The 15855-nt window shown below is 45.5% G+C and carries 13 protein-coding genes; 6 read left to right on the top strand and 7 right to left on the bottom strand.

Annotated features, from left to right (window positions below; genetic code table 11):
* The first annotated feature begins 20 nt into the window (after window positions 1–20).
* Window positions 21–1373, top strand: a complete 1353-nt coding sequence (gene yegD, locus ACXABW_RS17760; protein ID WP_457526636.1) for a molecular chaperone — start codon at window positions 21–23, stop codon at window positions 1371–1373.
* A 65-nt stretch (window positions 1374–1438) separates the two neighbouring features.
* Here yegD and ACXABW_RS17755 read toward each other — a convergent pair whose 3' ends face one another.
* A complete protein-coding gene (locus tag ACXABW_RS17755; RefSeq protein WP_457526634.1) occupies window positions 1439–2377 on the bottom strand; it encodes a DMT family transporter in 939 nt (312 codons plus the stop codon).
* Between the two features lie 171 nt (window positions 2378–2548).
* On the opposite strand from ACXABW_RS17755, the gene ACXABW_RS17750 reads away from it, so the two are divergent.
* On the top strand, window positions 2549–3001 hold the full coding sequence (locus ACXABW_RS17750) for an Lrp/AsnC family transcriptional regulator (RefSeq protein ID WP_252034102.1): 453 nt from the start codon (window positions 2549–2551) through the stop codon (window positions 2999–3001).
* Here ACXABW_RS17750 and ACXABW_RS17745 read toward each other — a convergent pair.
* The 4 genes from ACXABW_RS17745 to melA form a co-directional block, all read right to left on the bottom strand.
* Window positions 2982–4028 carry a GGDEF domain-containing protein gene (locus ACXABW_RS17745; protein ID WP_457526632.1) on the bottom strand — a complete coding sequence of 349 codons (1047 nt, stop codon included), beginning with the start codon at window positions 4026–4028 and terminating at the stop codon, window positions 2982–2984. The two genes, ACXABW_RS17750 and ACXABW_RS17745, sit on opposite strands and share 20 nt — an antisense overlap.
* Window positions 4029–4156: 128 nt before the next feature.
* A complete protein-coding gene (locus ACXABW_RS17740; protein WP_457526630.1) occupies window positions 4157–4537 on the bottom strand; it encodes a hypothetical protein in 381 nt (126 codons plus the stop codon).
* A 100-nt stretch (window positions 4538–4637) separates the two neighbouring features.
* Window positions 4638–6056, bottom strand: a complete 1419-nt coding sequence (gene melB, locus ACXABW_RS17735) for a melibiose:sodium transporter MelB (protein ID WP_457526628.1) — start codon at window positions 6054–6056, stop codon at window positions 4638–4640.
* Window positions 6057–6154: 98 nt separating this feature from the next.
* On the bottom strand, window positions 6155–7510 hold the full coding sequence (gene melA, locus ACXABW_RS17730; RefSeq protein WP_457526626.1) for an alpha-galactosidase: 1356 nt from the start codon (window positions 7508–7510) through the stop codon (window positions 6155–6157).
* 323 nt (window positions 7511–7833) lie between these two features.
* Here melA and melR point away from each other — a divergent pair, with 323 nt between their 5' ends.
* Both melR and ACXABW_RS17720 read left to right on the top strand, forming a co-directional pair.
* Window positions 7834–8835 carry a transcriptional regulator MelR gene (gene melR / locus ACXABW_RS17725; RefSeq protein ID WP_457526624.1) on the top strand — a complete coding sequence of 334 codons (1002 nt, stop codon included), beginning with the start codon at window positions 7834–7836 and terminating at the stop codon, window positions 8833–8835.
* Window positions 8836–8958: 123 nt separating this feature from the next.
* A complete protein-coding gene (locus ACXABW_RS17720) occupies window positions 8959–10338 on the top strand; it encodes a sensor domain-containing diguanylate cyclase (protein WP_457526622.1) in 1380 nt (459 codons plus the stop codon).
* Between the two features lie 58 nt (window positions 10339–10396).
* Here the strand turns inward: ACXABW_RS17720 and ACXABW_RS17715 are convergent, their stop codons facing one another.
* Window positions 10397–11827, bottom strand: coding sequence for a methyl-accepting chemotaxis protein (locus ACXABW_RS17715; RefSeq protein ID WP_457526620.1), 1431 nt, complete (start codon window positions 11825–11827; stop codon window positions 10397–10399).
* Window positions 11828–12015: 188 nt separating this feature from the next.
* On the bottom strand, window positions 12016–13221 hold the full coding sequence (locus tag ACXABW_RS17710; RefSeq protein WP_457526618.1) for an aromatic amino acid transport family protein: 1206 nt from the start codon (window positions 13219–13221) through the stop codon (window positions 12016–12018).
* Between the two features lie 696 nt (window positions 13222–13917).
* On the opposite strand from ACXABW_RS17710, the gene ACXABW_RS17705 reads away from it, so the two are divergent.
* Both ACXABW_RS17705 and ACXABW_RS17700 read left to right on the top strand, forming a co-directional pair.
* Window positions 13918–14517, top strand: coding sequence for an acyl carrier protein phosphodiesterase (locus ACXABW_RS17705; protein WP_457526616.1), 600 nt, complete (start codon window positions 13918–13920; stop codon window positions 14515–14517).
* A gap of 36 nt (window positions 14518–14553) precedes the next feature.
* Complete coding sequence (locus ACXABW_RS17700) at window positions 14554–15813, top strand: DEAD/DEAH box helicase (RefSeq protein ID WP_457526614.1); 1260 nt, start codon at window positions 14554–14556, stop codon at window positions 15811–15813.
* Window positions 15814–15855 lie beyond the last annotated feature (42 nt).

Below are 15855 nucleotides of genomic sequence, written 5' to 3'. Positions count from 1 at the left end.
GCAGATAGCGGGTGGTGCAGGTGTATATAGGTTTTGACTACGGTACAGCAAATTGTTCAGTAGCTGTGATGGAGCAAGGCTCCCCACGATTGTTACCACTTGAGAACACGAGCTTTTATATTCCATCGACGCTCTGCGCGCCGACAAGAGAGTCGGTATCTGAATATCTATACCGACATTTAGATATCTCGCCATCCGACAAGATTGGTGAACAAGTGCTTCGTAGTGCGATTCGTTTTAATCGTGACGAAGGAATAGAACTTGAGCCTGATGACCTAGCGTTTGGTAAAGCTGCCCTTGATCTCTACTTAGAAGATCCGCGCGATGTGTATTACGTAAAATCACCAAAGTCTTTTTTAGGTGCCTCTGGCCTACATGAGGTTCAAGTTAGCTTCTTTGAAGACCTTGTATGCGCGATGATGGCTAACATTAAGTCGAACGCTCAAGCGAGTTTGAATGTAGACGTCACCGATACCGTTATTGGTCGTCCGATTAACTTCCATGGTCGAGGCGGTGACGTCGCCAACCAACAGGCTGAAAGCATTCTTCGCAAGGCTGCGTCACGAGCTGGATTTAAGAACATTGAATTTCAATTTGAGCCAGTAGCTGCCGGGCTTGAGTACGAAGCGACCCTCGATAAAGACCAAACCGTGCTGGTGGTCGATATTGGTGGTGGTACAACCGACTGCTCGTTAATTCAAATGGGGCCAAGTTGGAAAGGGCAAAGTGACCGTAGTGCGAGTTTACTTGCCCATAGTGGCCAGCGTGTTGGCGGAAATGACCTAGACATCTACTTAGCGTTCAAGCAGATGATGACGCCGTTTGGCATGGGTAGCCAAACGAATGCTGGGATAGAGATGCCGCTTACTCAGTTTTGGAATCCAATCGCAATCAACAATGTTGAGGCGCAGCGTGCATTCTACTCAAGACAAAACTTAGCAGAGCTAAAACTGCTGCAAAAAGAAGCGCAGCACCCTGAGCGATTGGCTCGTCTCATTGAGGTATTCCATGAAACGTTGGGCTACAGCATTATCCGTCAGGCCGAAGAGGCGAAGATTGCGCTTTCTGACGTTGTGTCTCATACCGCCAACATCCGTCTGTTACAAGAAACGCTTCAGATCGATATTGAACGACAGCAAATGATCGAGGCCATTGAATCGCCGAAAAGTAAGATGTCTGAGTTGGTTAAAGAAGCGGTAGAGCAAGGTGGAACGAAGCCAGATGCCATCTTCATGACGGGAGGTTCTGCTCGCTCACCCATTTTGCGCCATGCCGTAGAGCAGCAATTGCCGAACATCCCTGTCGTGAGTGGAAACTACTTTGGTTCAGTGACCGCTGGGTTAGCACGTTGGGCTGAGATTTGCTTTAAGTAGCGAGTACAGGATTAGCGCGCTTACGCTCAAAATTAAAAAGCTCAGCTTAGCCGCTGAGCTTTTTGCTATTTATGCGTAGGGGGGCGATAGGAGAGAGACGTATCGCTTCTCATAAATACATTGCTGGCGATTAGGCTGCCTACACAGACTGTGACCAACGCAATGGTTGTAAAGTAACTTGGGACTTCACCAAACACTGGAATCGCAAGTAAAGTCGCAATGGCTGGTGTCGCACTACCAAAGGCTGCAGATCGTTCGGCACCGAGTATGGAAATAGCATGTAGATACGTGAATGATGCTACTAGACCTGCGCCAATACCCTGAAGCATCACATGGCCAAATAACTCATTCCATGGCCAAGAAGAAACAGTAGTCGTAGCTAAATGGCTGTCCAACGTGCCGGTGGCTATCAGTAATATCAAGGCCGCTGAAGAAATGAGGGAAATGAAGCCTGCGCTGACTAAAGGTGAGAGGTTCGCGACCCTAGCGCAAATGGTAAACGCCGCCCACATTAAACTGCCCAGTAAGAACAGCAAATGCCCCGTGATAGGGGAGTTGCTTCCAGCGGTCGCCTCTGCGTTGCTAAGACTAGACACGAAGAACATACCGATCCCTGCTATCACCAGTGATAGCCCAACGATACGGTGACTACTTAATGGTTGGGCGAAGAAAAACACCGCCAGCCCTGAAACAAACAAAGGCAGTGTGCCCGGTATTAACGCGCTGCCATCAGCGACGGGTGCGTATTGCATAGCGGTTGCAGCGACAAGCAAATAAGGTAATCCGCAGCCAATTAACATTCCTGCCAAGTAACGTTTTGGGACAGCAAAGATGCTTGTTCGAGCTCTGTACGCGAAAGGCAGTAACACTAACGCAGGCAACAGAAAACGAGTCAGTGCGATGTCGGCAGGGGTTAAGTCTGAAATCGCGCCGCCACGCAGCGAAAGAAAAAAGCCCGACCAAAGTAACAAAGTCGCGATAATCGCGAGGTAGCCTGAAAACATTCCGTGTCCTTTGTAGTGTGTTAATGATTTGTGAACAACACGGTAATTATGGAGGTTGCTAGACGCATTTATCTGGCAAATTTCACTTTGATTGGCTAATAATGCGCATGTATAAACTAATAGAAGTGAATTTATTGGTGGTTTTCAGCTTTAAGAGGCGCAGTGAACAAGATGGATAGAATTGATAGACACATACTAGAGCTGATTCAAAAGCAGGGTAGACTGCCAACCGCAGAACTGGCTGACCGAGTAGGATTATCCGCATCGCCTTGTGCCAGACGGTTAAAACGTTTGGAAGAAGAGGGGTTCATAACCGGCTATAGCGCGAACTTAGACAAATCTAAGGTAGGAGTAGGGATGACGGTGTTTGTCGAAGTTAGCCTCAACAACCATCAAGCAAATTCCATTGATAACTTCGAAAGGGAAGTGAATGACCTTGATGAAGTCACCCGTTGCCATGTAGTGTCTGGGGCGTATGACTACTTGCTAGAAGTCGTGAGTAAAGACCTTACGGGTTACGAAGCCTTTATTCGAAAGCTTCAATGCTTAGAAACCGTTAAAGACATCCACACGCACTTGGCTATTCGCCAAGTTAAAACCGGTATTACCCCGATATTGAACTGATGGCTTGTACGTTGGGGTCAATAGCGTTGTGAATCGTCACGGTATCTCGTCCAGCAAGCTTGGATTCATACAATGCAAGGTCTGCTTTCTTAAACCAGGTTTCTACACTGTCATCGGGCATGCACTTAGCTAAGCCAATACTTAAGGTCACTGTGGCGTCTTGAGGGTATTGATGCTGTTTAACCTTCCGAGACAAGTAATGAAGTTTTTTCTGTACATCCAGCTCAGTGGTGTTTCTACATAGCAGCAAAAACTCATCACCTCCTAAGCGAAATAGCGTATCTGTGTCTTTGGTGTTGTGAGTGATGGTTTGAACCACTGCGCTGATCACTTCATCCCCAACGTCATGTCCATGTTGGTCATTGATCTGTTTAAAGAAGTCGATATCAATAATGGCGATACAGGCTTGCTTGCTTGGCTTAGAGGCGAGCCTAGCACTCTCTAAAAGAGTATCGAGTTGGTGACGATTCAACGCTCCTGTGAGTGGATCTCGTGTAGACAAATATCGCAGCTCACTTTGCAGTAGCCTTATGCCACGAACAAGAATATGCGCCACAACCGCCGTAATGAACATGGCAGTGACAAACCTGCCAATAACACTGCCCTCTAGATTAGGTATTGCGGCCGCTGAGCTACCCAAAATGATCGCAGTGTTCACCACCAAAGCTTGGGTTTGAGGCAGTAAAAACACTACCGATAGAATAATGGGAAACACCCAGTAGGTTGCGAGCGCCCCAAAAATGTAGATCGCTAAAATCAGCGACATAATGAGCAAAGTAACCGGAATAAGGTGACCAAGAGAAAACGTTTTGCGCGTTGTATTGGCATACACTTCAAACAGCAAACTGATTTCAAATAGCAGCAACACTGTACCGAGCGCATTCTCATTGATGAGGAAGTTTTTGATACTTAAGGGGATAAAAACGAGAAAGCTAATGACACTTAAGAATTTGAGCACGGTGTAGTGCTGGCTAAGATCCAGTATTCCGTTGCTGACTTCACTAAAGGATTTTGGCTTCATATCCATAAACGACCTCTAAGCTCGCTAGCCAACGCATACAGATTTTTCTTATAGTCTAAAAACCATACTCCTATAGGTGGTATTGCGCAAAGTTTATGTGTGAAAAGTGTGGGCTGGTAATTATGTGCTAGAAGCTATGGTAATGGCGTTTTGTAGCGTTTATCTTGGTTATTACGCTTAACGTTTTCACTCAACAGTATTTCGTCGGCTAGGCTAGCAAAGCCATAGATAGCGTCGTTATCTGGGCTCATTATGTAGGCAGACAAGTCATAGTAACCCGTCTCAGGTACAGTAATGATCTGGCTGATGTGATGGTTTACACCTTGTGCAACACGGCCACGGAACTCACCTTCGTATGCGTGATCATCTTTAATGTTGGCAAACCAGTAGCTCCAACCTAAGCCTTGATCTTCAAAGCTAGGGTTGACCAGAATATTGTCGTTTTGGTGCGCGTAGGCAGCGCTTGATATTGTCAGTGCGACAGCCATAGCAGAGGCAAGTGTTGTGTGTTTCATCGTCGTCTCTCTATCAGTATTAGAGTTTTATAGTTGTGTTGAGAAACCATGAGAGCAATGACTCCCATGGCTGAATTTAATTCAAATTGGGTTGGTAGGATTAGTTCGCGCGTGCAGGCTCAGCGGATATTGGAGCGCTGTCTGGCTGAATTTCAACATGCTCGTATTTAGCAGTGAGATGGTCTTGAATGCTTTGTTGGTAAGCGCCGTTAAGTTTGTAAAATCGAAAGTACACCACTAAAGCAATAGCAAAGAAAAAGGCAGGTAAGCCGACCATGATGCATTGCATCCCAAACACCGTCTCTGCGCTTTGTTCTACGTTCGGTACGTAATCGACGGCGGTAAGCGCAATACCGATGAAGAATGCCGCAAATGCAGAGCCGGCTTTTACCACTAAGGTTTGTACAGAGTAGGCGATACTTTCACAGCGTGTGCCTAGCTTGTATTCCCCGTAGTCCACGGTATCCGCAACCATAATGACATTTAACACCCAGAACAGAGCCGTACCGATTTGCAGTAAGACACCGGCAGCTGAGATGAGCAAAATGCTTTGTTTATCGTATAACCCAACGTATATGAGGACTGCGCTGCCTAAGATTGGGAAGCTCGATGCGCAGGCCCACAGAGTGCGACGCGAAAACATCTGCGCAAGCTTAGGAAACAGTACCAGAGTAATGAGGTTGGCAACGCCAGCGTAAGCCATGTAGTAAGGGAAGAGCTCTTCATTACCGACGACATAAGTAAAGTAGTAAACGGCAAACGCGGTAATGATGTTGGTTGCTAAGTTGTACGAGAGTGCCATGCACAGCACGCTAGTGAGTTGGTCATTTTTGTAGATGAGAGAGAGCAGTTTTTTTAGTGATACTTTTTCTTCTGGTTGCGCCGAGTCTCTAGTGTCGGTTGAATAGCGCTCATTGACATTCTTTAGCGTGATAAATGTTGAAATTAAGAAGCATACAATCAGCAGCGCAGAGAAAACTTGAAATCCGAAACCTTTGTCATCGCCGCCTATAAAGTTGATTAACGGCATCGCAATCGCAGCGGTAACAATCCAAGCAAGGCTGGCAAAGAATCTAGGGTAAGGGACTAGCTCTTCACGTTCGCGTTTATCCAGCGTTAACGTTGGTACTAGTGACCAAAAAGGGATGTCCATCAGGGTGTAGGTCATACCCCAAAGAATGTAAGTGACAAACGCATAAGCAATGAGCCAAGGGCCGTCGATATGGTGCGCGCTAAACAGCATAAGAAGCACAACGGAGTTGGCAATGGTACCGATAAGAATCCAAGGTTTAAATTTTCCCCAACGACTGCGTGTATTGTTGACTATCCAGCCCATGATGGGGTCATTGACGGCGTCCCAGATTCGAGCAACGAGGAAGATCGTTCCTACCGCTGCCGCCGAAATACCGACGACGTCGGTGTAGTAGAACATCAAATACATGTAAACAATCGTGATGGCGAAATCCTTGCCAAACGCACCAAAGCCATAAGATAGCTTGGTATTCATAGAGATACTCATTGTTACTCCTTACGCCCCCTGTTTAGGGGGCGCTTTGTAGATCACGTTATAGTTGTAGGTCACGTTATAGTGGTTGTTTTTGTCGTTATTTTTTCTAATTACTTTTGATGTACCCAAGCCGGTAGCCAACCCTCATGCGCTTCGATAAGGTCATCCACCAAGGCATAAATTTCATCGAGCCCTAGAACTGCGGCAGTATGTGGATCGAGTAGGGCTGCGTGATAAATTCGCTCTCGATTCTCCGTTAAAATCGCTTCGGTTAATAAAGTTTGAACATTGATATTGGTCTGCATTAGGGCGGCAAGGTGGCTTGGTAGAGTGCCGGCTTTGATTGGCTGAACACCATTAGCGTCGACCAAGCAAGCGACCTCAACGCAGCACCCATGTGGTAGGTTATCGATGAGGGATTCATTCTTGACGTTGCCGTAGATAACGCTTGGCGTGCCAGTCCATATGGAGTTCATAATGGTACTTGCGTACTCATGCGATTCTTCCACAGTAATTTTCTCAGCGTTTTTAAACTCTTCTAAATCCTTTTTCCAGTCTGCAATCTGCTCAACACAACGCTTAGGGTATTCGTCGAGTGGAACCTTGTAGCGTTCAATCAAATCAGGGCGATTTGGTTTGATAAAGTAAGGGGTGTACTCAGCGAAATGCTCAGAAGATTCTGTCACGAAATAGCCCAGTTTTTTGGACATCTCATAACGCACTAAGTTGGTACAGCGCCCACTATGGTGCAAGCCGGGTTTTGGAGCCTTACCACTTTCAAATGCGTCTAGAAGATCAGGATAGATATCGACGTATTCACCGTGCTCATTTTTCTTCTCTAGCGTTAAGTAGTAAGCCATGTGGTTGATGCCCGCACAGGTATAGCGTAAATCTGAGTAGTTCAGATCTAAGTCGCGTGCGAGCTCTTCTGCTGTGCCTTGTACCGAATGGCATAAACCTACTTGTTTGATATGAGGGAACTTTTCGTACATTGCCCAAGTATTCATTGCCATCGGGTTCACGTAGTTAAGCATGGTCGCATTCGGACAGACTTCTGTCATATCCTCGCAAACTTTCCATAGATGCGGGATCGTTCTCAAAGAACGCATGATGCCTCCAGGACCCAAGGTATCGGCAATGGTTTGTTCTAACCCATGACGTTTACACACCTCAAAATCGGTAACAGTGCAAGGTTCATAGCCACCAATTTGGAAAGCAATAACAACAAAATCCGCTCCTTGTAGGGCTTCCTTTTGATTGGTGTGGCAGGAAATAGTGCCGGTCGCCCCTGATGATTCCATGAGTTTTTGAACTACGATGTGAGATTCTTCTAATCGAAGGTCATCGATGTCCATTAATGCGATATGAGCATCTTTCAGATCTGGTTTGTGGAATACGTCCCCAAGAATGTTTTTGACGAAAATCGTTGAGCCGGCACCAATGAAAGTGATTTTTGGGCTGTTCATGTTAGGAGTCCTTCTGTTTTGTACTTGTTGCAATGCAATCAAATTACACGTTTGCCAAGCCAGAATTCCTCTCAGATAACCCAATCAGTGTCCTGATTTCTAATATTCGCGATTCCGTAAATTAAAATCTTAGGAAATGGGATAACTTTATTGAATAAGCGGAGGTCTGCTGTCTATTCGGTCAGTAAAGATAGAGCCTTCAAGGGCTTAACTCACATATATTTACAGAATTAAGTTCGGCAAGTTGGAAATGTGGTACGGTTTGGCGAAGATTCTTGCTTTTCTTATGCCAAGGTTGTTATACGGATTCCTAAGGAATAATCATGTCGCAGGATTTGGATACGATGAGTGTAGTCACTCAAGACGAATACTCCCCAGAGACGGTGTCGGTCAGCCCGCTGTCTTTGTATTCGTCGTATGAAAAAATCGATGTGGAACTCAGAGCACCCCATGCTATGCCCGGCTACCATTGGCATGGCCAAGTGGAAGTGAATATTCCTTTTGGTGGAGATATTGAATACATCATCAATGGTAGCCCGGTCGTGATTAAAAATGGCTCAATAGGCTTATTTTGGGCCTCCGTACCTCACCGGCTGACCAATCCGGGTGATAGCCACAATATGGGTATCATCAATATTCCAATCCATCATTTTATGTCTTGGCCGCTTAATCGCGATCTTATCAACCAAATAACCCATGGTAGCGTTCTCCAGTCGCTATCGGGCCGTTTAGTCAGTGAGTTTGAATTGGCGCGCTGGGCGCAGGATGTCAATCATCCTTTGGAAAGCCGCCAGCAACTTGCTATTGATGAAATTGGTTTGATGCTAAAACGCTTATGTTTAGACGGCTGGGAGCAGCTGCTGGTCAATACACAGGAAAAATCAACGCAGAAAGGGGTATCTAAGCATGCTCAGTTCTACGTAAGCCAAATCTTAGAGTTCATTGCGACTCACCATAATCAACCCTTGACGTCACAGTCGATTGCGGAGCATATTGGGCTGCACACCAACTATGCGATGAACATTTTTAAGCGCACGATGCAGATGACGATTAAGCAGTACATCACCGCAATGCGTATTAATCACGCCCGCGCTTTACTGAGTGATACAGACCGTTCGATATTGGATATCTCTCTAACGGTTGGTTTTAACTCCAGTAGCCGCTTTTACGAGACATTCCAAACTTATATCGGCTTAACCCCCACTCAATACCGAAAAGCGTCTCGGGAAGACCATCGTTGGAGCGCCCATGGTAGCAGCCCGGTGTATGACCTTGAGAAAGGGGCCTGCGATGGCAAAAAGCCATTAGGTATGGCCGGTAGCTAAACACCCAAAGGTTTACTTTCATGTTCTGTGTTAAAGCCGCTTTGTAATAAGAGCGGTTTCATTTCAGTATGTTTGGTATTCCGCGTCTATAATTTTATCAGTCAGTGAATTTGAGTTAATGTCATGACGCGTTTGATTGTCCAGCAATTCGTATCGTCAAAGTCGGTAATATCCATCATATCTTGGTTGCTATCACTGATGGCGATAGCCCTGCTGGCGTGTGTTTATTATTTTCTATCTACACTGGATAATCAGGCTGAGTCGGAGCTTAAGCAAAGGGCAGAACTCGCTCTATACATCGAAAACGAGCATCACGAAGATATCTTATCTGAATACGCTTTTTGGAACTTTGCATATCAAAAAGTGTATGTCGACTTCGACCCTGAGTGGGTTGAACGCAACATTGGCCAATATCTATTAGACCACTACGAATTTGATATCAGTATCGCTATCGCGCCGGGAGATCAGATGAGGGCGATGTCGGTGGATGAGCAGGAAGCTAACTTAACTTACGAGCAAATCATGGATGCGGGGCTGTCACAGTTGTTAACAGCTACTGCTGAAGGGCGTGAACAAGAAGAATCACTCAATGGGTATTTGAAGCTAAATGAAGACGTGTACTACTTTTTATCTGGGCATTTCGTTGAAGAATTCACAGAGCAGCCGAGGCCAGGGCACTATTTGGTTCTAGGGATAAAGGTGGATCAAGAATACCTTGATAAACTATCGCTGAATTATCAATTAGATGACTTAGCGCTTGTTACAGAGGGTACTTCTCTGAAGAACAGCTTGTTATTGTACTCACCGAAAGGCGAGGAACTAGGGGCACTAACTTGGACTCCATTTGTCCCCAGCAAAGCCATCCTACCCAAAATTGCTCTGGTGTTCTTAAGCTTACTTGTTATCTCGATATGTATTGTTCGCCATTTACTCAAAAAAGAGCAACAAGACAGAAAAGCGTATGAAGAACGACTGTACCGAGAAGCGACGACGGATTCCCTGACTAAAGTAAAAAATCGACGCTATTTCATGGAGCTAGGGAGAAACGAGCTGCGTGTGCATCACTATCGGCAAAAAGGTATGTGTTTACTGGTGATGGACATCGATCACTTCAAATCCATTAACGATCAATACGGCCATAGAGCCGGCGATCAAGCCCTAGTACATTTTGTTACTCTGTGTAAGCAGAACCTAAGAAAGTCAGACATTATCGGCCGTATTGGTGGTGAAGAATTTGCTGTGGTGCTACCTGAAGCGGATATCGACGCAGCATTAGAAGTGGCTCAGCGTATTCAAGATAACCTACGTGACAGCGACTTACTCATCAATAAACAGCGGCTCAAAATGACAGTGAGTATTGGGATCGCGACACTTAGCAACGAACCTAGTTTTGAGTTGTTGTTAGAACATGCTGACACAGCAATGTACGAAGCAAAAGGGGCGGGAAGAGATACGACACGTTTCTACAAGCATGGCATTGCAGTTGCTAATTCAGCGTCATAGCTAAAAGGTCACTCCTGCTTTCAATAAAAAAGCCTGCCAAATGGCAGGCTTTTTAATGTTAATTGGTTCGATATCTAGACAGAATCTCACCCAAGTTATGTGATGCGTTCGCTAGATTACCCACACCAACTGAAGATTGCTCAGCGACTTCGCGAATCGCATTCGATTGAGTTCGAATGTCAGACAGTTCGGAAGCAATATCGTTTGCGACAGCACTTTGTTCTTGAGCTGATGTAGAGATCTGAATGCTCATATCGTTGATAGTGCGCGCTGACTGAGAAATTCTTGCCACATCGTCGCCAATATCACTGACAAGCTCGCTGCTGGTTTGCGCTTGGCTTACCGTCTGGTTGGTAATCTTAGAGATGTTTTGGCTTTCAGATTGAAGCTTTTCAATCATAGCTTGAATCTCTACCGTAGCCTGCTGTGTACGGCTTGCTAATGTACGCACTTCATCCGCAACGACGGCAAAGCCGCGGCCTTGTTCACCCGCTCGTGCTGCTTCAATTGCGGCATTTAATGCCAGTAGGTTCGTTTGTTCCGAGATACCGTTGATAGTCGTGATCACGTCACTAATTTGAGTGGTATTCTCGTTCAGGGTAGCCACCGAGCTGGACGCATCTTCAATATAGGAAGATAGGTGGGCAATTTCCTGAATAGCCTGCTCAACACGCTGGCGACTTTCTTCAACTTGTGCAGAATCTTGTTCACTCTGTTCTGTTGCTTGATGCGCGATATTAGAGACTTCCTGAGCCGATGCGGTCATCTGCTCCATAGCGGTCGCAACTGAATCTAGAGAAGAATACTGGCTTACGATCTGTGATTCACTGTGTTTCATGTTTTGTTCGAATGAAGACGAAGTCGTGCTTAGCGTTGTTGCGTTGTCTTTTACTGAAACAACCAATTCAGTCAGTGTGTCCATCGCATTGTCGAGCGCACAGCCAATAGTACCGAATTCATCACGACCCGGATGAAATCCAAGGCGTGACGTTAAATCACCTTCAGCAATCTTTTGAGTCGTGGTGTAAAGCACCCAAAGTGCACCACCTAAGAATGTCGCGATCCAGTAAAGCAACAAACCGAATGGAAGCGCCCACAAGTAACTAAGCAGCATCGAAGTCAGTGCGTCTTGACGCGCAGCACTATACTGTTGAGACATGTCTTCAGTTAGCGCATAAACCTGACCATCACGACCTTTCGCTGTTGCAGTCACAGAGCCATTCTCAAATGTGGTCGCCGCAAGAACGCTACGCTGACTGAGATTGTTGACGTTATCTGCAGGGCTATCACTGCCGGTAAGAATACCTTGCAGCTTGTATTCCACCGCTATTGTTGCATGTTGTTGTGCTTGTTCGATTGTAGAAAAGTATCGTGCACCAGCGACGAATGTTAAGGCAGCTAAAAAGAGAACAAAAATGGCCCACATTTTGTCATTGACCGACATCTTGATAAACAATCGATCTATCGTCCTGAAATCAACTTCTTTCATGGTTACTCCATAACAGCAATTTGTAAGCGATTAGTGTATTAATCTTGGAGAGAATCGTATGAGATTTAGATCGACTTATTGTGAAATGTAATGATATGAAAGTTACATATAAGAGATATGTATCACATTATTATTATGACGAAAAAGGGGACAGGCAGTGCCTGTCCCCTCAAATACTTCAAGGCTCATTAACCTAGAGCAGGTAGTAAGCCTAACGTAATCAGGATCTGAGCTGAGATTATCAACACACCGATACCGCCAGTTAGATAAAGAGCAGCATGTCCACCCAACACTTGGTACTGGCCTTGGTAGTCTTCAGATTTACGTACTTTATGTACCATGATGACCGGCAAGAAAATCGCCAAAATAACCAACGCAATAGCCGCATAGCCCAATGCCATAATAAAGCCTTGTGGGTAGAACAGAGCGAAACCCAGTGGCGGAGTAAACGTGACGAGTGCAGCGACGACTCGATTAAAGCCTTGGCCTTCTTTTTTCATTGTGTCGCCAAGGAACTCGAACAAGCCCAAGCTGACTCCAAGGAATGAAGTCAGTAGAGCCAAGTCAGCAAACACACCGACAATTTGTCCAAGGTCTGAACGGTGAACAGTTTGCGCGAGTGTTGAAATCAACCCAGATAGCCCAGAGTTGTCGACTAACTGGCTTTGGCTAACAACACCAAGCGTCACTACTTGCCAGAAAATGTAAATAACCAGTGGAATTGAAGAACCAATCAAGATGGCTTTGCGCAGAGAGCGGGTATCGCCATCTAGGTAGTTAACAATGGCAGGTATACTGCCGTGAAAGCCAAATGAGGTAAAAATCACCGGAATGGCAGCCACCACTAATCCTTGTTGCAGTGGCATGCTGAGTAAGTACGACTCTGTGACATTTGGTGCTAGGAAGGCGAGCACCAAAACCATCGCTACCAGCTTACTGATAAACAAAACTCGGTTTACTTTGTCTACCGCACCTGTACCCACAGCAACAATTGCTGCAACGATTACCGTAAATAGCACAGTGGCCGATGAGCCTGATATTTCAAATCCAGACCACTGGCTGATGCGCTCACCAAACTGAGCGCCGCCTCCAGCAATGTATGCAGCACATAGTGCATAGAACAAAAACAGCATCGCAAAGCTCGCGAGCCATTTACCTTTCTGGCCTAGGATTTGTTTGGCAAGAGTGTGCAGTGTTGCACTGCTGTCTGCGTACTGGTGTAGCTCCAACATGAGTAGAGCAGTGAAGGCCATTAATGCCCACAAGCCCAGCATGATCGCAAGTGAAGTCGAAAAACCAATCCCTGCAGACGCAAGGGGTAACGCAAGCATGCCTGCTCCAATTGTGGTGCCAGCAATAATGAGCGTGCTTCCAAAGATTCGTGATTTTGTCATCTGTAAAATATTCGGTACATTTGTTGGTGGTTGTCATATGTAGCGGTGGATATGTTTATTTCGCTCAATATAACTGCTTTGTTGGGGATTTTGTGGAATTACACACTAAAGATCAAGCTAAATGTAATGTTTTTTATCCATAGGTGTAATGTTAAATTTACAGCAAGCCGATAGTGACGCTTCAATGCAGTGGCAAACGATTACTTGTGCGCAGAATCAAATCGGGGTACGTTTTTTCTTCCCGCTTTCAAAAAAGTGTCATATAAATGCTTTAAAAAGGAACAACAGACTCCATATAGGAGTATGTCGTACAAGTCTTGTATTTAAGGAGGTCTCCAAATGAGTGACCAATATGCGAACGATGAGTGTCTAGAACTACTAGATGCGATGGAAATCGGTATCGACTTATCAGACTACGAACAGTCGATCGAAGAACTTGCGGAAGAGACATTCAAATAATCTGCCCGCGAAACCAGTTAAGCCAGTGCCTTTGCACTGGCTTTGTGCTTTTAGGCACTCTGTTTCTAGGGGCTAAGGTTTAAGGTTTAAGGTTTGCGGTTTCTGAACCTTGCTCTAACCGTATGGTTTGGTCGAGTTGGTTAGATCCAAGCGATACGCACATTTTTCGCTACACTGAAATCACTGTTTGAAGTAAATCGAACGCCCCAAATCATTAAGGATACTGAACGAGTTGTTATGAACTTTCTAGCTCATCTTCATATTGCTGATCATTGTGATTCGAGCCTGCTAGGGAACTTGCTGGGTGATTTTGTTAAAGGGGATCCAGCAGGAAAGTTCCAACCTCATATTGTCGACGGTATAAAGCTGCATCGGCTGGTGGACTCCTATACTGACCATCATGAAGTGATGAAACCGGCAAAGCAGATGTTTTCAGGAACATCACGCCGATTTGCTCCTATTGCTTTAGATGTCTTTTGGGATCATTGTTTGGCCTCAAAATGGCAAAGTTATCACTCCGAATCTCTGGCCCAGTTTTGTAAACACAGTGAAGCGTTAACTCGAGGTGAAGCTGTATCACAAAGCGAGGCCGATTTCCCATTGCCAGAAAGGTTTAAAATTACCACTGGCCATATGTGGAAGGGGAAGTGGCTAGAGTCGTACCAAGAATTAGACAATATTGAATATGCTCTGCAGCGTATGTCGAAACGTAGCCCGAGAATGGCGGGGCTTGCGTCTTGCTTTCAGCATATAGAGGCAAATTACGCTGAGCTGCAGTTGTTATTTGATACGCTTTACCCAGATGTATTAAACGCAGCAAAACGAGCGTCATTCTGATAGAATCCGCGCCTGCTTTCTTTATTGGTAAATCACATGTCACATCCATTTCTAGAATTAGGTCTAAATCCCCAGTTGGTTGAGGTTGTAAAAGAGCTTGGTTTCTCGCAGCCAACAGAAGTTCAGCAGCAGGCAATTCCAAAAGTTTTAGAGAAAAATGACGTGTTGGCGGGCGCTCAGACCGGTACAGGAAAAACAGCGGCGTTCGGCTTACCTATATTGCAACGTTTCCTAGATGAGCCACAGCAACGAGAAGAAAATAGCCGAGTGATACGAGCTTTGGTATTGGTGCCGACTCGTGAACTGGCGCAACAGGTTTACGATAGCTTAGTCAGCTATGCAAGCGGCACTGAGCTTAAAGTTGTCACGGCGTATGGTGGCACGAGTATGAATGTGCAAACCGCAAATTTGAAAGGTGGTGCTGACGTGCTTATCGCCACGCCAGGGCGATTACTGGACCATTTGTTCTGCAAAAACATCATTCTGACTCAAACAGAAGTACTGGTTTTAGATGAAGCAGATCGCATGTTGGATATGGGCTTTATGCCGGATATTCAGCGCATTCTGAAGCGAATGAATGAAGTCCGTCAGACCCTGTTCTTCTCAGCGACTTTCGATAAGAAAATCAAAGCCATCGCGCATAAGATGATGAATGATCCGGTCGAAATCCAGGTCACGCCTTCAAATAGTACCGCTGAGACGGTTAAACAAATTGTTTACCCAGTGGATAAGAAGCGAAAGAGCGAGCTGCTTGCATACCTAATTGGCTCTCGCAATTGGCAGCAAGTGTTAGTCTTCACTAAAACTAAGCAAGGCACAGATGCATTAGTCAAAGAATTAAAACTTGATGGTATTAAAGCGGCTTCAATCAATGGAGATAAGAGCCAAGGTGCTCGCCAAAAGGCGCTTGATGACTTCAAAGAGGGCAAAGTAAGAGCCTTGATTGCAACGGATGTGGCTGCTCGAGGCATCGATATTCAGCAGCTAGAGCAAGTGGTTAACTACGATATGCCATACAAAGCTGAAGACTATGTGCACCGTATTGGTCGTACGGGCAGAGCGGGACAGGAAGGTTTTGCGATATCTTTAATGAGTCGCGATGAAGAGTACTTACTTGAGGCCATAGAAACCCTACTGGACAAGCGTTTACCTCAAGAGTGGTTGCAAGGTTTTGAACCTAGTTTGATTGAAGAGATTGAACCCGATAGATCGCCACGTAAAAAGAGTCGCTCTGCGGAAAAACGTAAAATGAAAGCCAAACTAAAAATTCACGCAGGGCGTGGTAAACGTAGGTAGCCGTTGCATTCATCCATTAATCTTGTATGGCTTTAACGACAT

This window comes from Vibrio paucivorans (assembly GCF_054053395.1).
The sequence above is the reverse complement of the archived record's forward strand: the minus strand, read 5'-3'. Positions and strand labels throughout refer to the sequence as shown.

Excerpts from the sequence above, each read along its gene's own strand:
- ACXABW_RS17705 (WP_457526616.1), top strand. The coding sequence starts at position 13,918 with ATGAACTTTCTAGCTCATCTTCATATTGCTGATCATTGTGATTCGAGC.
- ACXABW_RS17745 (WP_457526632.1), bottom strand. The coding sequence starts at position 4,028 with ATGGATATGAAGCCAAAATCCTTTAGTGAAGTCAGCAACGGAATACTG.
- melR (WP_457526624.1), top strand. The coding sequence starts at position 7,834 with ATGTCGCAGGATTTGGATACGATGAGTGTAGTCACTCAAGACGAATAC.
- ACXABW_RS17720 (WP_457526622.1), top strand. The coding sequence starts at position 8,959 with ATGACGCGTTTGATTGTCCAGCAATTCGTATCGTCAAAGTCGGTAATA.
- ACXABW_RS17710 (WP_457526618.1), bottom strand. The coding sequence starts at position 13,221 with ATGACAAAATCACGAATCTTTGGAAGCACGCTCATTATTGCTGGCACC.
- melA (WP_457526626.1), bottom strand. The coding sequence starts at position 7,510 with ATGAACAGCCCAAAAATCACTTTCATTGGTGCCGGCTCAACGATTTTC.
- ACXABW_RS17755 (WP_457526634.1), bottom strand. The coding sequence starts at position 2,377 with ATGTTTTCAGGCTACCTCGCGATTATCGCGACTTTGTTACTTTGGTCG.
- ACXABW_RS17715 (WP_457526620.1), bottom strand. The coding sequence starts at position 11,827 with ATGAAAGAAGTTGATTTCAGGACGATAGATCGATTGTTTATCAAGATG.
- ACXABW_RS17740 (WP_457526630.1), bottom strand. The coding sequence starts at position 4,537 with ATGAAACACACAACACTTGCCTCTGCTATGGCTGTCGCACTGACAATA.
- ACXABW_RS17700 (WP_457526614.1), top strand. The coding sequence starts at position 14,554 with ATGTCACATCCATTTCTAGAATTAGGTCTAAATCCCCAGTTGGTTGAG.
- ACXABW_RS17750 (WP_252034102.1), top strand. The coding sequence starts at position 2,549 with ATGGATAGAATTGATAGACACATACTAGAGCTGATTCAAAAGCAGGGT.
- melB (WP_457526628.1), bottom strand. The coding sequence starts at position 6,056 with ATGAGTATCTCTATGAATACCAAGCTATCTTATGGCTTTGGTGCGTTT.